At 65.5% G+C, this 17,116-nt stretch carries 15 protein-coding genes; 11 read left to right on the top strand and 4 right to left on the bottom strand.

Annotation, left to right across the window (positions count from 1 at the left end):
* Positions 1 to 197: 197 nt before the first annotated feature.
* From RBB34_RS19150 to RBB34_RS19135, 4 genes are read right to left on the bottom strand one after another with little or no spacing between them, the layout of a single operon-like run.
* Positions 198 to 5,327, bottom strand: a complete 5,130-nt coding sequence (locus tag RBB34_RS19150) for a hypothetical protein (protein WP_306120844.1) — start codon at positions 5,325 to 5,327, stop codon at positions 198 to 200.
* Positions 5,327 to 5,464, bottom strand: a complete 138-nt coding sequence (locus RBB34_RS19145; protein ID WP_306120843.1) for a hypothetical protein — start codon at positions 5,462 to 5,464, stop codon at positions 5,327 to 5,329. Before RBB34_RS19145 ends, RBB34_RS19150 begins: the two co-directional genes overlap by 1 nt.
* A gap of 2 nt (positions 5,465 to 5,466) precedes the next feature.
* The gene (locus tag RBB34_RS19140; RefSeq protein WP_306120842.1) at positions 5,467 to 6,387 is read right to left on the bottom strand and encodes an ImmA/IrrE family metallo-endopeptidase; all 921 of its coding nucleotides are present in this window, start codon (positions 6,385 to 6,387) and stop codon (positions 5,467 to 5,469) included.
* Positions 6,384 to 6,704, bottom strand: coding sequence for a helix-turn-helix transcriptional regulator (locus tag RBB34_RS19135; RefSeq protein ID WP_132953416.1), 321 nt, complete (start codon positions 6,702 to 6,704; stop codon positions 6,384 to 6,386). The genes RBB34_RS19140 and RBB34_RS19135 overlap by 4 nt, the downstream gene beginning before the upstream one ends.
* A gap of 156 nt (positions 6,705 to 6,860) precedes the next feature.
* Here RBB34_RS19135 and RBB34_RS19130 point away from each other — a divergent pair, with 156 nt between their 5' ends.
* From RBB34_RS19130 to RBB34_RS19080, 11 genes are all read left to right on the top strand, one after another.
* The gene (locus RBB34_RS19130) at positions 6,861 to 8,084 is read left to right on the top strand and encodes a hypothetical protein (protein ID WP_306120841.1); all 1,224 of its coding nucleotides are present in this window, start codon (positions 6,861 to 6,863) and stop codon (positions 8,082 to 8,084) included.
* 7 nt (positions 8,085 to 8,091) lie between these two features.
* Positions 8,092 to 9,006, top strand: coding sequence for a hypothetical protein (locus RBB34_RS19125; protein ID WP_306120840.1), 915 nt, complete (start codon positions 8,092 to 8,094; stop codon positions 9,004 to 9,006).
* A 171-nt stretch (positions 9,007 to 9,177) separates the two neighbouring features.
* Positions 9,178 to 9,387: a helix-turn-helix domain-containing protein gene (locus tag RBB34_RS19120; RefSeq protein WP_021096360.1), complete on the top strand. Its 210-nt coding sequence runs from the start codon at positions 9,178 to 9,180 to the stop codon at positions 9,385 to 9,387.
* A 10-nt stretch (positions 9,388 to 9,397) separates the two neighbouring features.
* Entirely contained in the window at positions 9,398 to 9,883 is a 486-nt protein-coding gene (locus tag RBB34_RS19115; protein WP_306120839.1) for a hypothetical protein, read from the top strand.
* Positions 9,883 to 10,629: an ATP-binding protein gene (locus tag RBB34_RS19110; protein ID WP_306120838.1), complete on the top strand. Its 747-nt coding sequence runs from the start codon at positions 9,883 to 9,885 to the stop codon at positions 10,627 to 10,629. Before RBB34_RS19115 ends, RBB34_RS19110 begins: the two co-directional genes overlap by 1 nt.
* A 22-nt stretch (positions 10,630 to 10,651) precedes the next feature.
* On the top strand, positions 10,652 to 11,158 hold the full coding sequence (locus RBB34_RS19105; RefSeq protein WP_306120837.1) for a DUF669 domain-containing protein: 507 nt from the start codon (positions 10,652 to 10,654) through the stop codon (positions 11,156 to 11,158).
* Between the two features lie 66 nt (positions 11,159 to 11,224).
* Positions 11,225 to 11,590, top strand: a complete 366-nt coding sequence (locus tag RBB34_RS19100; RefSeq protein WP_306120836.1) for a hypothetical protein — start codon at positions 11,225 to 11,227, stop codon at positions 11,588 to 11,590.
* Positions 11,590 to 12,534, top strand: coding sequence for a PD-(D/E)XK nuclease family protein (locus RBB34_RS19095; protein ID WP_306120835.1), 945 nt, complete (start codon positions 11,590 to 11,592; stop codon positions 12,532 to 12,534). The genes RBB34_RS19100 and RBB34_RS19095 overlap by 1 nt, the downstream gene beginning before the upstream one ends.
* Positions 12,528 to 14,267 carry a DEAD/DEAH box helicase gene (locus RBB34_RS19090; RefSeq protein WP_306120834.1) on the top strand — a complete coding sequence of 580 codons (1,740 nt, stop codon included), beginning with the start codon at positions 12,528 to 12,530 and terminating at the stop codon, positions 14,265 to 14,267. Before RBB34_RS19095 ends, RBB34_RS19090 begins: the two co-directional genes overlap by 7 nt.
* A complete protein-coding gene (locus RBB34_RS19085; protein WP_306120833.1) occupies positions 14,264 to 14,488 on the top strand; it encodes a DUF6511 domain-containing protein in 225 nt (74 codons plus the stop codon). Before RBB34_RS19090 ends, RBB34_RS19085 begins: the two co-directional genes overlap by 4 nt.
* Positions 14,488 to 16,770 carry a PriCT-2 domain-containing protein gene (locus tag RBB34_RS19080; protein ID WP_306120832.1) on the top strand — a complete coding sequence of 761 codons (2,283 nt, stop codon included), beginning with the start codon at positions 14,488 to 14,490 and terminating at the stop codon, positions 16,768 to 16,770. Before RBB34_RS19085 ends, RBB34_RS19080 begins: the two co-directional genes overlap by 1 nt.
* Positions 16,771 to 17,116 lie beyond the last annotated feature (346 nt).

Here is a 17,116-nt window from a genome sequence, read left to right as displayed (position 1 = left end):
CCCTGTGGATCGGGCAAAAAATACAAGAAGTGCTGTGGTCTGAACTGACCACCACAACGCCTGACCGGACGCTTACGAAGCACTGTGGAAGCAAGAGGGGCCGAAGTCCTTCATGTTGCTTCGAAAATCGGGCTGCCTTTCGCCGGCCTGCCTCGTCACAGTCCTCGACGCGCTGCGGCGTCGGTGCTTTCTGACCGTCAGCGCGTTCCTGCTTGGATCTGCAACTCCAACTCGTGGGCTTCTGACACGCCGAGGCTGACGAGACGGCCAAGGATTGCGTCAATCCGACTTCGCGAAGGGTGAACCTGGCGATACAGTGAAGGATCCTCGGCCGCCGCCGCTTCGAACCATTCAGTGATCTTTCGACCAATTCCGAGCTCATGCCACATTGCACGGTCGCCATTCGTTACTTCGAGCCACGTCTCGACTGCGAACAGAAGGAAGTCGAGATGCCGTGCGGTTGGCGCCACGTTCAAGGTGTTCATCGTACAGAGCGCTATGAAGGCTGTGGGGCCGCCCCGCATCATGGGGCGCACCGTTTCAAGAAGGGGATCGATGCGGTCAAACACGGCGGGAACTAGATAGGTCTTGGTGCCCGAGAAGGAATTGTGAAGGTTCATCAGTAGCATGCCGATTGTCGGACCGGTTTCGATGTCGATCCCGAGGTCTCCTCGGCGACGGTCCCAAGACCAACGGTCCAGCGCGAGCGTCCTCGTTACGATCCGCTGCCGCAAAGCGAACGCGCGATCTGACGGCCGGTTCGGCTCGTTGAAATAACGGACATCGGCGGCGTGAATCAGCGTTTCGGCCACATCGCAGAATGGCCGATCGGGCAGCTCAAGGATCGGCTGCAGGATGAGCTCGAAACGACCCTGCGTGGCGTCCATCAAAGCTGACGCAGCCAACGAGTAGAACTGATGATTCCATGCGTCGGGCGTCTGATTCAGCTCGGCATCAGCGGAATAGCCATGGCCGTTCAACCGCGCCGACCAAAGCGCATAGGCATCAACAATCTCGTCATACCAGCTTGGCAGAGCGCTAGCTTCAACATTGAGTAGACTGACCCACTTTGCGAGCATTTGGTCGTCGACGCGAACAATGGCTTCTCTAGAACTTCGCCTGAAGGTGTCGTCATCATGCTTGATCTCAATGCGTGAACCGTTCTGTGAGAGGATCGCACGCGGCTGGCGCGAGAACGACGGCGTCTCTTCGGGGAGGTCTGGCCAGTTCGGCTCGAGCCCGCCATCGAGCCAGGCGATCTCCGCGACAACCGCGTCGGCGTCCTGTCCCGCCTTCTGCTTCTCGTGAGCCTCTCTAGTAGACGCGTCCTCATCATGGGGATGCCAACGCGAACGACACGAGGTGAAAGCGATACGCACCGCGGCCTTGATCAGTTGCGGGTTGACCTCGTTGATGCTCTCGCGCGCTGCGGTGATCGCAATTACGGCGGCGTGATCTTGCCGAGCGACTGTGCGAAGTAGGTGGTCGCGGTCTGAGACAAGCTGCTTCCGGCGCCAAAGATGGATGAGGGCGCATATGCCCTGCGCTGGCCGGTGGAAGTCCAGCCGTTCGTTCGAGCCGTAGCGGTCGACCTCTTCTGCCAAGGCCGTGCCTATCACGGTACGAACCCAGTCCTCATGCTCGTCAAGGAGAGCATCTTCACCGTCCCGCGCAACAAGCATGGCCGTCGAAACCAACCGCGTCGATCGTGACTTGAGGTAATCTGTGTCGCTGTAGTCAGGTACATCGCCGGCAGCGTAATTGACGGCCTCCCGCGCGAGATCTGGCGAACCCTTCGCTGGATCGCTGATAGCCAGCCGAATTCTCGCTTCAATTGTGCTGGATCGCTCATGCGCTTGTCGGCGGGCCTCGAGGCGCTCAAGGTGCTCGGCTTCTTCGGGTGGCGACTGGTAGCCGAGGCCTCCTTCGACCTCCACCCAGTTCGCCCGGTCGAGCATATTGAGTGCATAGGATCCCATGAAAGCGGGATCGCCGAAATTCGCTTCGTCGCTATACGAGCCGGCTTTTTCGACTGCCTCAGCCAACAAGGAGCGCACCTTCTGCCCGGAGTCATCCTCGCCGATGTAATAGGGGATAAGTCGCTCAAGCGAGATGGAGCGCGATTGGCGCTTTGCGAGATCGGCAAGCATGACGCGGCCTTTGGGCTCCTTCTGCAGCATCATCGCCCCTCCAAGACTCTCCAACGTCAAACGGGTGCGATCGTTGGCAAGCAGGTCCGGGTTAGCCACAAACGGGACAAGCGCGTCGCGCGTCGTCGGCCAATGAGATAGCAGCACGTCGAGCCCGATCAGCAGATAGGCGGCGCAGCTACCTTCCGGTCCAAGGATGTCCCGAAGAACCGCGTCAACATCTTCACCTCTATCGAGGCGCTCTTGTGACCAAGCTTCGAGTGCCATTAGTCCAGAAGACGCAGAGTATTCCTGCGCTTGGCTGGAGCGTGACCAGTAATAGGTCTGGACCCATGGAAAGAAGCGCGGCTTCCCGTCGAAAACGATAGTAAAGCCGTCCGTTCCCGCCTTCACGCCATCGGCGCGGTGCGCAACCGCCGCGTCAACGAGTGTTCGGATTAGGCCGAGTCCGATCTCGGGGTCTGCATCGAGCAAGTCGAGAAAAGGAGGCTGCGCTGGCGACACCGGCATGTAGTCGGTATCCGCAAAGCCGAACGCGCCGTTCAGGGTATCCCGTCGTGATCGGCCTCGACGTGGCTGTTCAATAAGACTGGACGTGATAAGCGCCGCAAGTTCGTTCGGCGCGACGCTGGCCAAGGCCTTGCTGAACGGCCGAATTGCCTTGACCTTGTAGTGATCGTTCTCTTTCGCGATCGCCGTCAAATAGGCCTTCGTGTCTTCCGGCGCGTGCGACGCCGTAAGAAGCGCCATGGTTCGAAGATCCTCGATCATCGTCATGTGCGACTGGCGTTCTAACCGTGGCGCATCCGCGACACCCGGGATCGTAATGTTGGTGTCACGCAAGTCGAGTTGCATCAGCCAGCCGAAGAGCATCGTCGCCGTTACCCGTCCGAGTTCGCGGACGCTCATAATCGTGAGGAACTGGACTTCAGCGAGCTTCACGATGCCAGCGATCGCCTGGATTGGGATATCTTCGGCATTCACAGCGCACCACATGAGAACCGTCGGCGCCGAAAGCGTCGTGGCGATGCGCAAAGAGCCCGGTGCCTCGACAGGAAGCTCGGCGCCCGTCGCGGCGATCTCCTTGAAGGCGGATGCGGCCGAGATCGTTTCGGTCGCGACGATGGCGGTACAGATCTCGACGAGCAACGCGCCCCCATCGGCAAGCAATGCAGCGCGGCAGCGGCTCAGAAGCCGCGACGACAGCTCGGATCGCATGATCGCCATGAGCGCTTGGCGACGCCATGCATCATGGGCGCCTGGTCGCGAGAGGGCCTCAAGGAGGGCCGTCCAGTTCGAGCCGTCCGGTCCCTGTTCAAGCGCGAAGCGACCGGCAAACTCGATGCCACGTGCTACCCGCGGCGATGGCGGTACGGAAAGATCGACGTTGTCGAGCAACGTGATGTCTTCGTTGAGACGCGCGCCGATAGCCCAGTCGCGGAGCACGTCATGGTAGAAGCTGAGATGGTCGCGCTTCGGTTCGGACAGGGTCAGGCTATGCAGTAGATGAGCTCGTGCCGGTGTGTCCGTCGACGCCTCTACCAGGTCCTGTCCTGCCAGCGCCGCTTCTGCTAGCTCGGCCAAGAGCCGTTGCGCCGGGCGGACATCATCTGGCTTTGCGCCATCGGCACTCTTCCACCATCGGTCGGCGAGCGCCGCTTCAGTACGAATGTTGGCCGAGCTCGGGACCTTGAGCAATTGGGCCAACCGATAGAGATTGCGCGCAATGCTCGCGGCCGGATGATCCCGCGACAGCAGAGCGCGCAGTTCCGGGGCGGCAGTGCTCAGGGCTGCAACCTCGTCGTCGTTCAGTTCGCCCACGACCACTTGGCAGGGCGTACCCAACTTCGCGAGTGCGTCTTCGGCGACCCAGCCAGTGTCTTCGACGCCGACATCGGGCCGTTTGGACACGACTACGGAGAAGCCTGGGACCTCTGCAATCTCGCGCAGCAAGTCATTCACTGTGCGGCGGCGCTCGACGGACGTGAACATCTCGAGGCCGTCAATGAACAAGACCCCGCCACCACCGGCCGCCAGGTTCCACAAGAAATTCTTGGCGGTCCCGGGCATTTCGAGACGTTGCGCGAGCGCCGACCATCCCCCGTCGGGCGTGCCTACGGGATCAAGGACGATGACATGGCCCTCACGGCCTATCCGCTCAGCAAGATGTCTCAAGACCCAGGACTTGCCCACGCCCGGTTTACCAATGATCTCGATGAAGCGATTCCCGTCGCGCGCTTTCTCGAGATCGGCAAGCGCGCCAAGGCGGGGGAGATTGACGCCGCCGACAGTGGTCCCGATCTCCATGAGTGCGTGGCGCGACATCTCCGCCAGCTTGGCGCGCGCGAGCGAAAAATTCTGATCGCCGACAAGGTGGAAGCCACGCGTCGTCAGCCTCTCGATGAGCGATAAGCGCGTGACCGAGCCACCGGCCTTTCCCGTCTCGATGACGATTTCGATAAGATTGCTCCAAAGTGCCTCGGCACGTGTCGCATCTTCCGGCGCGAGGACCTGACGGGCCAGTGTCAGAGCATGGGCCTTCGCCTCCGGTGCAGCAGATTCGAAATCGAACTCGAGGATCATGAACCTGCGGATTATGGCCCAGACGGCTTCGTCCTTGTCCGCCACTCCGTGAGCCACAAGATTGCTGCGGAACGATTTGGCGAAACTGCGCATCTCCTCGCTGGCGACACCTGGGAGGGCTAACCGAGCGAAAAATTGAACGCCGCTTTCCGCTCTATGCGCCCATTCGAGCACGTCCTGATAGGGGCCAGAGATAGAATAGCTGGTTCGCTGGGTCGCAACCGCCAGTAAATGGCGGTCCGTCGGCTTCTGAGCGGGATTGCTGCGCACGATCTGTTCGCAGACGCCCTTAAAGATAGAGTCTTTGGGCGAAAAGCGGATTGTGCGTTTCGACTGGATCTCGAGAAGCGCGGTGCCTTTGTCCGAAACACCGTGCACGATCAGGTCATCTAGGGCATATCCTTCATTCTCGCCCTGAAGCTGCACCCGCTCGATCTTGGCATTGGGGAGGCCGCGCGCGTCGCTGCCAGCGAGCATCTGGAGGAGATAATAGGCGCCAAGCTGGCCCTCAATATAGGTGCCTGCACCCCCGCGCCCGACCGGACTGGAGCCGCTCTGTTCTGCCTTCACCTCTTTCTTGGGAGCTTGGCTCATTACCCGCAACCGTCTCCACAGCTCTCCTGTCGTCCGTTCACGACTAAGTCGGCATGCAGCGACATCGCGATCTCTGCTGCGCCGACGTCCACACCGAGTCGGCGGCCTGTCTCGCGGCGCATGATGACATGGCTCATCATCAGCCTCCCGCTTTCCCCGCCATGAACCTTTCGAACGTATCCTCTGTTGGCTCTTCCTCGAGTTCGGCTGCTTCCCAACGCGACGGCGCCCGGTCGGGATAGATCAGCAAGGAGATCGTCATCTCGTTGCTAGGCGAGAACACGGTCATCTCGTGTACTGGTTCGTTCCCCGGCCAGACCCCAGGTCCGTGACGCTCACCATGTCGGCCGGTGTCCCCGTCCACTTCACGAGCGGCCAGAGACTCTGGAGGAAGCTCGATCACGGATTGCCGCGCGGCATAGTAGATCCCGGACCTGATCAATGGCTCGCTGGACCAGGCCCAGTCGATGAAACCCTCCTTGCCGACCACGATCATGGCGCGCTTGTCGGTGATGGTCATCCATTTCAGGATCGCCGCGGTCAGCGACACGGCATAGCGGTCGGCCAACTCGGTTATCACGTCGATGTCGATCGCACGCCCCTTGATCTGTGCGCGGAAATCGTCGAGCGGCATAAGGAGATAGGAGGCGAAGGTGTTCGCCTCCGCCTCGATCCTGTTCCGGGAGCCGTCCCAATCCCCCATGTTCCGGTTGGTGCATTGGAGCCCGCCGGGATGATCTTGCCGATGCAGAAGGTAGTGGCCCAGCTCGTGGGCCAGCGTGAAGTTGCGCCGCCCGACGGACCGGATGGATTCGTTGTAGATGATGCCCCATTCGCCAGAGCCGTCCGGGCGCGGCATGAGCATGCCCTCGACGCCCTTGGACAGATCCAGGCCGCCGACCATAGAGATCGGCGCATCTGGAAAGACCTGCCGCGAGAAATCTTGCGCCAACGCTCCCACGTCCACCGGGAATCGCGGCAGGCCGTGTGCTGCCTGATGCAGCGACAGGATCTGCGTCAGGCGGATTGCCCAACCCTGCGGCGTCGTGGGCAAGCTCAATCCTTCTTCCCCCACATGTCGATCATCTGCTGTATCTTCTCCTGATCCTCCGGCTTGAGCTTGCTGAACTTTCGGAAGAACGCCTCCTTCAGAACCTCGTCACCTGGCTCCGCCGTGTCGTCGAGCAGGTAGTCGGTCGTGACCTCCAGAGCCTGAGCGATACGTGTCAGCTTTTCGCCTGAGGGCTTGCGGGTGTCGCGGTTCTCCAGTTCCCAGATGTAGCTCTTGCTCGAGTCGGTGAGCTCGGCGAGCTTGTCGAGCGAGTATCCCTTCTCCTGGCGGTGGCGCTTGATCTTGGCGCCGAGGGACGTGGTCATCGCATCATCCTTGATTCCTTGGTGCTGGCGGCTTGTTCGGTATGCCGAACGAATTCGTGCTGCGCAAGTAGACGTGGCGGCTTGTTCGATGTATATCGAACGTCAGCGTATCGCTGCGCTGATTCCCTCCTCCTCCCCGGCACGAAAGGGCCCCCGATGACCGCCATCACTGCATTCCTCCGCAAGACCCCGATCACCCGCCTGAAGGACTACTTCACGGCCGGTGGGTTCACCTCGCTTCCGCCGATCGACTGGGCCAGGCCCGAGCCCGAGGTGGTCGAGCCGCTGGTCAAGGCCGTCGACGGCATGTCCGAGGACGAAAAGCAGCGGGTCATCCTCGACGCCGGTCGTGTCGCAGCGCTCGCCGATGAGCCGGGCCAGAACGCACTGCAGAACGTCGTGCTGAACCGCGCAGTCTTCGGGACCCTCGAGGGCGCCAACAACCGTTCGCTCTGGGTCTTCCTCAAGGAGCCTGATCGCTTCCGCCTGGCGGAAGAGGTCCGCTACAACGACGAACGGCGCCGGGGTCGGTCCTGGAGCGGCTTCGAAGTCGAGAAAGACTGCACGGTCCGCCGCGATCCAATCTCCGTTGCGGCCTTCACCAAGGCCATCCGCGACCGCTTCGAGACCCCGCATGTCCATGTCGATATCTTCGACCGGCATCGCATCATCCTCGATGACCAGGAATGCGATCTGGTGCAGGTCGCCGTGTATCGCGAGGGACGGCCGGAAGACATGCTGGGCTTCGATGCGAAGAGCAAGCTGCAGCGGCGCATCGTGAAGCCGGTGTTCGAGGCCGCCCTGACCTACGAGGCTGAAACCGGCGTCATCGAGGTCGTGGCCAACACGCTCGATGACCGGAGGGACCTGACCGCGTTCATGGCGCGGGATCTGCTCGGGATCGACTTCAAGGAGAAGCATATCCCGTGGCGCGAATACGACCTGAGCATGCTCCTGAAGCCCTTCGATTTCCCGACCGATCCCGAGGACGGGATCATGGGCGTCACCGTGAAGGAGCTGCGCTTCATGGAGCTGGGGGAGCGAGGCGAGCGGATCACGCTGGAATCCATGTCGGGCGCCGAGCGGACGATCTGGGAAATGGCCGAGAAGCGGATCGGCCTCGACATCGGTGGCACGGGGCACCTCCTGCCGGTCGCGACCGAGGCGCCGGAGTGGGTCATCACGCGCGCCCGGTTCACCATCAAGTTCCACCCCGGACCCGAAGGCGGCCGTGGCAAATCCCTGACGCTCACCGTCACAATGCCCCACGGGTGCAACCTCAAGGACATGACCCCGCATGAGCGCCTGATCGGAGAGAAGTACCTGCGGCGCTGGGGGATCCTGACCGACACCGCCGATATCGGTGACCTCGTTGACTAAGACGGCCGTGGATCTGCTGCTCCAGGCGATGGAAACCCGCGTCGGCAAGGTGCAGGTGGCCACGCTTAGGCAGGTGGCGCCTCGGGCAGCGGACAAGCTGCTCGAGGCCAGGCTGTTGGTGGCGACCGGGCGCATCCCGGTCGTCGCCGCGATGGATGGCTATGAGGACGAGCCCATTCCGGCGGAATGGTGCCCGGAGCGCGGGCAGTACGGGTATCGCGACAGCGTCGGTCGCTGGATCACCGTGGAAGCGGGGGAAATCGCCGCCTGTGCCGTCGACTATCCGCTGGTATTGGCGAAGATGCTGGTGGCCTTCGAGCGTGCCGGGCCGTCGCGTCCGAACCCCTTGATCGACGGCTTCGTCTGGGACGTCGGGACGATCAGGCTGACGGGTGCGAAGTCGCCGGTGCCGGTCTGGTTCGCGCGCCGTCTTGCCGATCCAGCCGTCTGGACCAAACTCGATGCACTCCTCGAGCGTAGGCCGCCTGAAGAGGTCCGGGTCATCCTGACGTCGACATCGGGCGATCGCATCCCCACTACACTCAGCAAGCGAAACGTGATCGTCGGCGTGGCCGATGTGCTCGGCGCCCCGGGCAGGCTCGCGATCTCGCCGCATGCGCTCGGGGCCCGCGTGTTTCCGGGTCAGGTCCAGCGCCGGTTCCCGATCGATCATTCGGAAGAATGCGGGCTGGTCTGGCACCGCGGTGAAACTCTGACCTTCGGCGGAGACAAGCAGCGTCGGCTGCTGCAGATCCTGTTCGCAGCCTACTGGTCCAAGTCGCCCGTCGTTCGAATAGCGGCAGTGTTGGAAGAGGCGGGCTACGGTGGTCAGGTGAACACGCTGAAGAAAGCCTTCGGCCGCCGCAACGACTGGCAGCGATTCATCAGGTTCGATGACGGGAACTGCTGGATCGATCCCTGATCCTGAGACCTCGGTTTCTACGAAAGGCCGTCCTTCGGGGCGGCCTTTCGACGTTTCGGGGCACCGAACTTCGCGAACTCCCGCTCTGCCTCCCAGCTGCCTACCCGGTGCCTTCCTCCCCGTCGGCGATGGTCCTTCGCAGGCATTCGGCCAATCGCGAAGGAGACGACGATGTCAGTCACGCATCTCAACCAGGTCGAGCTGGCGGCTCGATGGAAGATCAGCCCGCGCACGTTGGAACGCTGGCGTTGGACCGGTGAGGGCCCCGCCTTCATCAAGATCGGCGGCCGGGTCGTGTACCGGCTCGAGGATGTCGAGGCCTACGAGGCCAACCGGCATTGCTCGAGCACGGCCGACAAGCCCGCCGTGAAGCTGGCGTGAGGGGGTGGCCATGACGATCCCCAACCGCATCACCCTCGACGACCTGCCCACCCTGCCGGTCGGTGAGATCGCCGCGCTGCCGGGCGATGAGCTGGCGCTCCTGAAGCAGGACGCCGACGAGCGGCTGCGCGCCGCGAAGACCCTCTGCGACTGGCTCGATGGCGCCATCGCGCTGAAGTACGGCGACCAGGCGCAGGAGGCGCGCCGCGCGGAGGGCAAGGACACCGGCACCGTCCGGCTGCAGGACGGCCAGGTCACCGTAGTCGCCGAGCTCCCCAAGCGCGTCGACTGGGACCAGGCGATGCTCGCCGGACTGGTCGAGCGGATCCGGACCGACGGCGCCGATCCCACCGAATACGTCGACATCGCGTTCAGCGTGCCCGAGCGGAAATACACCGCCTGGCCCACGGACGTCCGGCAGGAGTTCGAGCCCGCGCGCACGGTCCGCACCGGCAAGCCCAAGTTGCGGCTGCTGCTCGGCGAGGAGGTGCGCTGATGGCCATCTCGCTCGCATCCCTGCAAACCTCGACGGTGCTGCGTCCGCCGCGCGTGCTGATCCACGGCGTCGCCGGTATCGGCAAGTCCACCTTCGCCGCGTCCGCCGACGCGCCGGTCTTCGTGCTTACTGAGGACGGTCTCGGCAAGCTGCAGGTGCCGCACTTCCCGCTGGCGACCAGCTACGCGGAGGTCGCGGAGGCACTCGACGCCCTGCTCGACGAGGACCACGCCTATTCGACGGTGGTCGTCGACAGCGTGGACTGGCTGGAGCCGCTGATCTGGGCCGAGGCCTGCCGGCGGAACGGATGGCAGTCGATCGAAAGCCCGGGCTTCGGCAAGGGCTATGCCGAGGCGCTGAACATCTGGCGCGAATACATCGACAAGCTGAACGCGCTCCGCGACCGGAAGGGGATGGCGGTCATCCAGATCGCCCACACCGACATCAAGCGCTTCGACAGCCCCGAGCACGAACCCTACGACCGGTACGTGATCAAGCTGCAGGCCCGCGCGTCCGCGCTGCTGCAGGAGCACTCGGACGTGGTGCTTTTCGCCAACTACCGGATCTCGGTCAGCAAGTCCGACGTCGGCTTCAACAAGAAGGTCACCCGGGCGCTCGGGTCCGGCGCGCGCGTCATGCACACCGAGGAGCGCCCCGCCTTCCTCGCCAAGAACCGATACGGCCTGCCGGAAACCCTCCCGCTCGAGTGGTCGGAGTTCCTGGCCGCCATGCCCCAATCCGCCTGATTACGACTGAAAGGACAGCACGATGGCACGTTTCGACACCGCCTTTGACGCCGCCGGCATCGAGCCCACCACCGCCTACGAGATCCTGCCTGCGGGCAAGTACCGCGCCCAGATCGTCGAGAGCGAGATGCGCGTCACGAAGAACGGGATGGGGAAGTATCTCTGGCTGATGCTCGACATCCTCGAGGGGCCGCAGCAGGGCCGCAAGGTCTTCGACCAGCTGAACCTGGTGAACGCCAACCCGACTACGGTCGAGATCGCGCAGCGCACGCTGTCGGCGATCTGCCACGCCACGGGCAAGCTGCAGGTGAACGACAGCGAGGAGCTGCACCTGATCCCGATGACGATCCAGGTCGGCGTGAAGCCCCCGAAGGACGGCTACGGCGAGCGCAACACGATCCGCTACCTCGTGCCGGAGGCCCCGGCGCAGGCGACCCCCTCCAAGCCCGCCGCGACGCAGCCGGCCAGCGCGCCCGCGCAGTCGGCGCCCGCCCGCACGGCCACCGCTCCCTGGAACCGCAAGAGCTGACACCCTCGGCCGCCGCGGGCTGACATTCGCGGCGGCCCGGACATCGCCAGACCCGAGAGACCGACCATGACCGACACCACCGACGCGGCCTGCGCGGCCGCGAACGCCCCCGGCTTGCCTGACGACACCCGGCGCCTGATCGAGATCGAGGACGCCATCGCGAAGATCCGCACGCAGATCGCGACCGCCGAACTGACGCGGCAGCGGACAGCCAAGCCGATCGACCCCGACTGGTTTCACCGCGCGCGCACGGCGCTGCGCCACCTCAACCGCGAGCGCGCAGAGATCGTCGCCCATCAGGGCGGCCGCCGCCGGCGCGAACGGCTCAAGGACATGATCATCGCCGTCCTGCGCGAACGCCATGACAGCGCCGCCTGGACCGCGGTGCTGGCGGAGGCGCGGGCGCGGCTCGAGCGGGAGGAGGCGTGCTGATGGCCGAGCTTCCCGAACCCCCGACGCCGACCCTCTCCGCGATCTACGCCTCCTACGAGGCCCGGCAGGGCGACGGCTTCCGCGACCACCTCGGCGCCTCGCTGATCGGCAAGTCCTGCGCCCGGGCGCTCTGGTACGATTTCCGATGGGCGACGCCCGCGCGGCACACCGGCCGCATCCTGCGGCTGTTCGAGACCGGTCAGCTGGAGGAGGCCCGTCTCGTCCGCGACCTGCGCGCCACCGGCGCGACGGTGCTGGAGGTGGATCCCGAGACCGGACGGCAGTTCCGCGTCGAGGCCCATGGCGGTCACTTCGGCGGCTCGCTCGACGCCGTCGCCCTCGGCCTGCTCGAGGCGCCGAAGACGTGGCACGTCGTCGAGTTCAAGACGCATTCCGCGAAGAGTTTCGCCGAGCTGGTCGCCAAGGGTGTCGTGCTCGCGAAGCCCCAGCACGCCGCGCAGATGCAGGTGTACATGCACCTGAGCGGCATCACGCGGGCGATCTACGTCGCGGTCTGCAAGGACACGGACGCGCTGCACATCGAGCGCGTCCCGGCTGACCCCGCGATGGGCGAGCGCCTGCTGGAAAAGGCGCGGCGGATCATCTTCGCCCAGCATCCTCCCGAGCAGATCAGCGCGGATCCCGCCTGGTTCGAGTGCCGGTTCTGCGACCACCACGGGCTCTGCCACGGCGAGGAGGCCGCGGCTGTCACCTGCCGGTCCTGCCTGCATTCCACGCCCATCGAAGGTGGCTGGCACTGCGCGCGCCACGACCGGCTGCTCGACCCGGCCGACCAGCGCCGCGCCTGCGCCCGGCACCTGTTCATCCCCGATCTCGTCCCCGGCGAGGTGACCGACGCAGGCGAGGACTTCGTCTCCTACCGTATGCGCGACGGCTCGGCCTGGACCAACGACGCCCGCGACAAGGAGGCCGCCGCATGCTGACCCTGCGACCCTACCAGCAGGCCGCGATCACCTCGATCTACGGCTATTTCGAGAAGGAGAGCGGCAACCCGCTCGTCGTGATCCCCACGGCCGGCGGCAAGAGCCTCGTCATGGCCGCCTTCATCGACGGCGTGCTCAAGGCCTGGCCGGATCAGCGCGTGCTCGTCGTCACCCATGTGCGCGAGCTGATCGCGCAGAACCATGCCGAGATGCTGGGGCTCTGGCCCGAGGCGCCGGCGGGCATCTACTCGGCCGGTCTCGGCCGCCGCGATGCGCGGGCCCGGATCCTCTTCGCCGGCATCCAGTCGATCCACGACAAGGCGACGCGCATCGGCCATGCCGATCTGGTGCTGATCGACGAGGCCCATCTGATCCCCGGGCGGTCGAACACCATGTATCGCCGCTTCCTCAAAGATCTGCAGGCGATCAACCCCGCGCTCAAGGTGATCGGTCTGACGGCGACGCCCTTCCGGCTCGACAGCGGCATGCTGCACGAAGGCGAGAATGCGCTCTTCACCGACATCGCGTACGAGGTGTCGGTCCGCGACCTGATCGATCAGGGCTATCTCGCCCCGCTCATCTCGAAGCAGACGCAGACCCGGCTCGATGTGACGGGCGTGGGATCGCGCGGCGGCGAGTTCATCGCGCGCGACCTCGAGGACGCTGTCGACCAGGACGCCATCACGCGCGCGGCCGTGGCCGAGGTGATCGCCCATGGCGAGACGCGCCGGTCCTGGCTCGCTTTCTGCTCGGGTGTCCGCCACGCCACCCATGTCGCCGAAGAGTTCCGCCGCCGCGGGGTCAGCTGCGCCACCATCTTCGGCAAGACGCCGAAGGACGAGCGTGACCGGATCATCGCCGCCTTCAAGCGCGGCGAGGTCAGGGCGCTGGCGTCGATGGGCGTGCTGACGACGGGCTTCAACGCGCCGGCCGTCGATCTGATCGCCATGCTGCGGCCCACCAAGTCGGCCGGGCTCTACGTCCAGATGGCCGGTCGGGGCACGCGGCTCGCCGAGGGCAAGGAGAACTGCCTCGTTCTCGATTTCGCGGGGAATGTCCGCCGGCATGGCCCTATCGATCTGGTGCGGCCAAAGCGGCCGCGCGGTCCGGGCGACGGGCCGCCGCCCACGAAGATCTGCCCCGAATGCGGGACCATCGTGGCCATCGCGGCGCTCGAATGTCCCGGCTGTGGCTTCGAGTTCCCCGGCCGCGAGGTGAAGCTCGAGCCGACCGCCTCGACGCTGGAGGTGCTGTCCACCGGCAAGCCGCAATGGGTCGGCGTCACCGACGTCACCTACAGCCGCCACGAGAAGCGCGGCGGGCGGGTCTCGCTGAAGGTCACTTACCGCTGCGGTCTCGCCTTCCACACGGAATGGGTCTGCTTCGAGCACGAGGGCTTTCCGCGCCGAAAGGCCGCGAGCTGGTGGCGCGAGCGGGCGCCCGAGCTGGAGATCCCTGCGTCCGTCGACGAAGCGCTCATCCTGGCGGACCGGCTGCGCCGGCCCACCGAGATCGCCGTCCGCCCCGCGGGCCGCTTCACCGAGATAACCGCCTACAGGTTCGCCCCATGCCTTACGTCCGTGCCGGGCTCTGCGCCGTCTGCCATCGAGAACCCCGCGGTTGGGGCTGGTTCGACGCGCGCTTCCGCGTCTCCGACCCGCAGCGCGACACGAGCCGCAGAGACCTCTGCAGCCGGGCTTGCCAGGACATCTGCCACCGGAGGTCGGGCATGATCGATCCGACCCCGAATGAGACGGCGGCCATGGTCGAGGGTGGCAAGGCCGGCGGCGCCTATCTCGACAGCCTCGGCCGGACCGATCTCGCCCAGCTCACCGAGGAGGAGTGGGACACCTTCGTCGAGGTGATCGTCACCGGCTACTGCGACCACCTGCGTGAGCTCGCGGCCAAGGACCGCGCGCGGCTCGACGGCATGGTCCCGGAGGTGCCCTTCTGATGGCGGACACCTCGTGGATGGCGCGCGTCGGCGCGCGTCTTGTGACCAACGGCTACGCGATCCTGCCGATCGCGCCCGGCACCAAGAAGCCCGGCCAGTTCGCCCGCGCGGCCTGGCACGACTATCCGCAGTGGAACCGGCATGCGAGCCGCGCCACCACCGAGATCGAGGTCGCGACCTGGTCCACCTGGCCCGACTGCGGTGTCGGGATCGTCGGCGGTACGGTCGCAGCACTCGACATCGACATCGCCGAGGACAGCGAGCTGGCGCTGCACATCGAGCGACTGGCCCGCGAACGGCTGGGGGACACCCCGGCGCTCAGGATCGGCAAGCCGCCGAAGCGGCTCATGGTCTATCGCGCGACCGAGCCCTTCGCCGGGATCCGGCGCGCGCCGCTCGAGATGCTCTGCCTCGGGCAGCAGTTCGTGGCCTATGCCAAGCATCCCGACACCGGCCAGCCCTATGCGTGGCCGGACGAGGGAATTGCGGATCTCGACATCGAGAGCCTGCCCGAGATCGACGCCGAACGGGCAGCGGCGTTCCTCGACGAGGCGCTGGCGCTGATCCCGCCCGAGCTGCGCCCGAAGAGCCTCGGCGCGAAGGGGGCGAACGGCGCCGGACATCCCTGTCTGCCGGCGCGTGCGCAGGCTGGCACGCTGGCGGCGATCCGGAGCGCGCTCGCCTGGTTGCCGAACGCCGAGCTCGACTACGACAGCTGGATGCGCCTCGGCATGGCGCTGAAGGGCGCGCTGGGCGAGGAGGGCGCTACGCTCTTCGCCGACTGGTCGGCGCAGGCGGCCAAGAACGATCCGGCCGCGACGGCGAAGGCGTGGGCGAGCTTCAGGCCCGCGCGGATCGGCGCCGGCACGATCTATCACCTCGCCATGGAGAAGGGCTGGCGGCCCGACCCCGACCTGCTGCTCGACGGCAGTCAGAAGGCTTGTGCGGCAGACGAGCATCCCGCGGCGGGCCTCCTTGCGCGGCTCGCTCAGCCCGAAGCCCCGATGTCGATCCTCCCGCCTGCGCCGTCCTTCACGCTGACGATCCCGGGCGGGCTCGTGGGCGATCTCGCGCGGTACATGATCGACACCGCGCGCAGACCGCAGCCGCTTCTCGCGGTGGGCGCCAGCCTCTGCGCCCTCGGCGCGCTGATGGGGCGGCGCTACCGCACGACGACCGACCTGCGCACGAACCTCTACATCGTCGGCATCGCGGACAGCGGATCGGGCAAGAACCACGCCCGCGAGGTCGTCAACGAGCTGTTCTTCGAGGCCGGACTCGCGCACCACCTCGGCGGCAACAAGATCGCCTCCGGCGCGGGGCTCCTGACCGCGCTGCACCGTCAACCGGCGATCCTGTTCCAGATCGACGAGTTCGGCATGTTCCTCGCGGCGGCGGCCGACCGGAAACGCAGCCCGCGCCATGTCACCGAGATCCTCGACAACATGACCGAGCTCTACACCGCGGCCTGCGGGGTCTTCCTCGGCGCGGAATACGCCAACCGGGACGGCTCGAACGAGCGGCGCGACATCGTCCAGCCCTGCCTCTGCGTCTACGGCACGACGACACCTCTGCATTTCTGGGGGGCGCTGCAAGGCGCCAATGTCGTCGATGGCTCACTCGCCCGTTTCATCATCCTGCCGAGCGAGGAGGACTACCCGGACGAGAACCGCCGCGCCGGGTTGCGCACGTCGCCGCGACCGCTGATCGCAGGGCTGCAGCGTCTTGCCGAGGGTGGCGGGGCGAGCGGCAACCTGGCCGGCCGAACCTCCGGACCCGAGACCGCCGTCGATCCGATGACCGTGCCGATGGACGACGACGCGCAGGCGCGCTTCGACGCGCTCGGCGAGGAGATCACCGCCGAGCTCAGGGCCGCGGCCGGCACGTTCCAGACGCCGATCCTCGCCCGGATCGCGGAGAACGCAGCCAAGGTCTCGCTCGTCCTCGCCGTGGGGCGCGATGCGGTCCATCCCGTCATCCGGGTCGAGGAGGCCGTCTGGGCCATCGACTTCGTGCGCCACTTCGCCCGGCGCACCATCGACGCCGTCGAGCGCCATGTCGCCGACACCGAGACCGAGGCGCATCTGAAACGCCTGCGCGAGATCATCCGCAAGGCAGGATCGGCCGGCGTCACCAAGTCCGAGCTGACCCGCGCCTCGCAATGGCTCCGGGCGCGCGACCGCGACGACATCCTGCTCACGCTGGTCGAGAGCGGCGACATCGTCACGGTCGAGCAGGAGACCGGGGGCCGGAAGGCCATGCGCTTCCGGGCGCTGCGGTGAGGGTCGGGACGATGCTTCCTTCAACGGCCCCCATCCTTCATTTGAAGGAAGTCCCCGCCCAAGCCTCAGTCCCGCAACGGAAATCCGGCGCGGCGGACTTCTTTCAATGTTTCACGCAAGGACCCTCGCGCGCGTGGGTGGGAAGGGGTGCCAGACACATACCCCATGAAGAAACTGAAATATTGAAAGAAGAGATTTATCCTCATTCCGCCAATGGCTTGCGGCCCCACTTCCTTCAAGCGGACGGGGTGAAGACATTGAAGGAAGCGCCGGGCACCCCCGGCATCGGCGACGTGACCCTGACCAGACCTCGCGATCCCGGCCGGGGGGGGGGGGGGGGGGGGGG

It is taken from the genome of Roseitalea sp. MMSF_3546 (assembly GCF_030732865.1).
GTDB lineage: Bacteria > Pseudomonadota > Alphaproteobacteria > Rhizobiales > Rhizobiaceae > Roseitalea.
The sequence above is the reverse complement of the archived record's forward strand: the minus strand, read 5'-3'. Positions and strand labels throughout refer to the sequence as shown.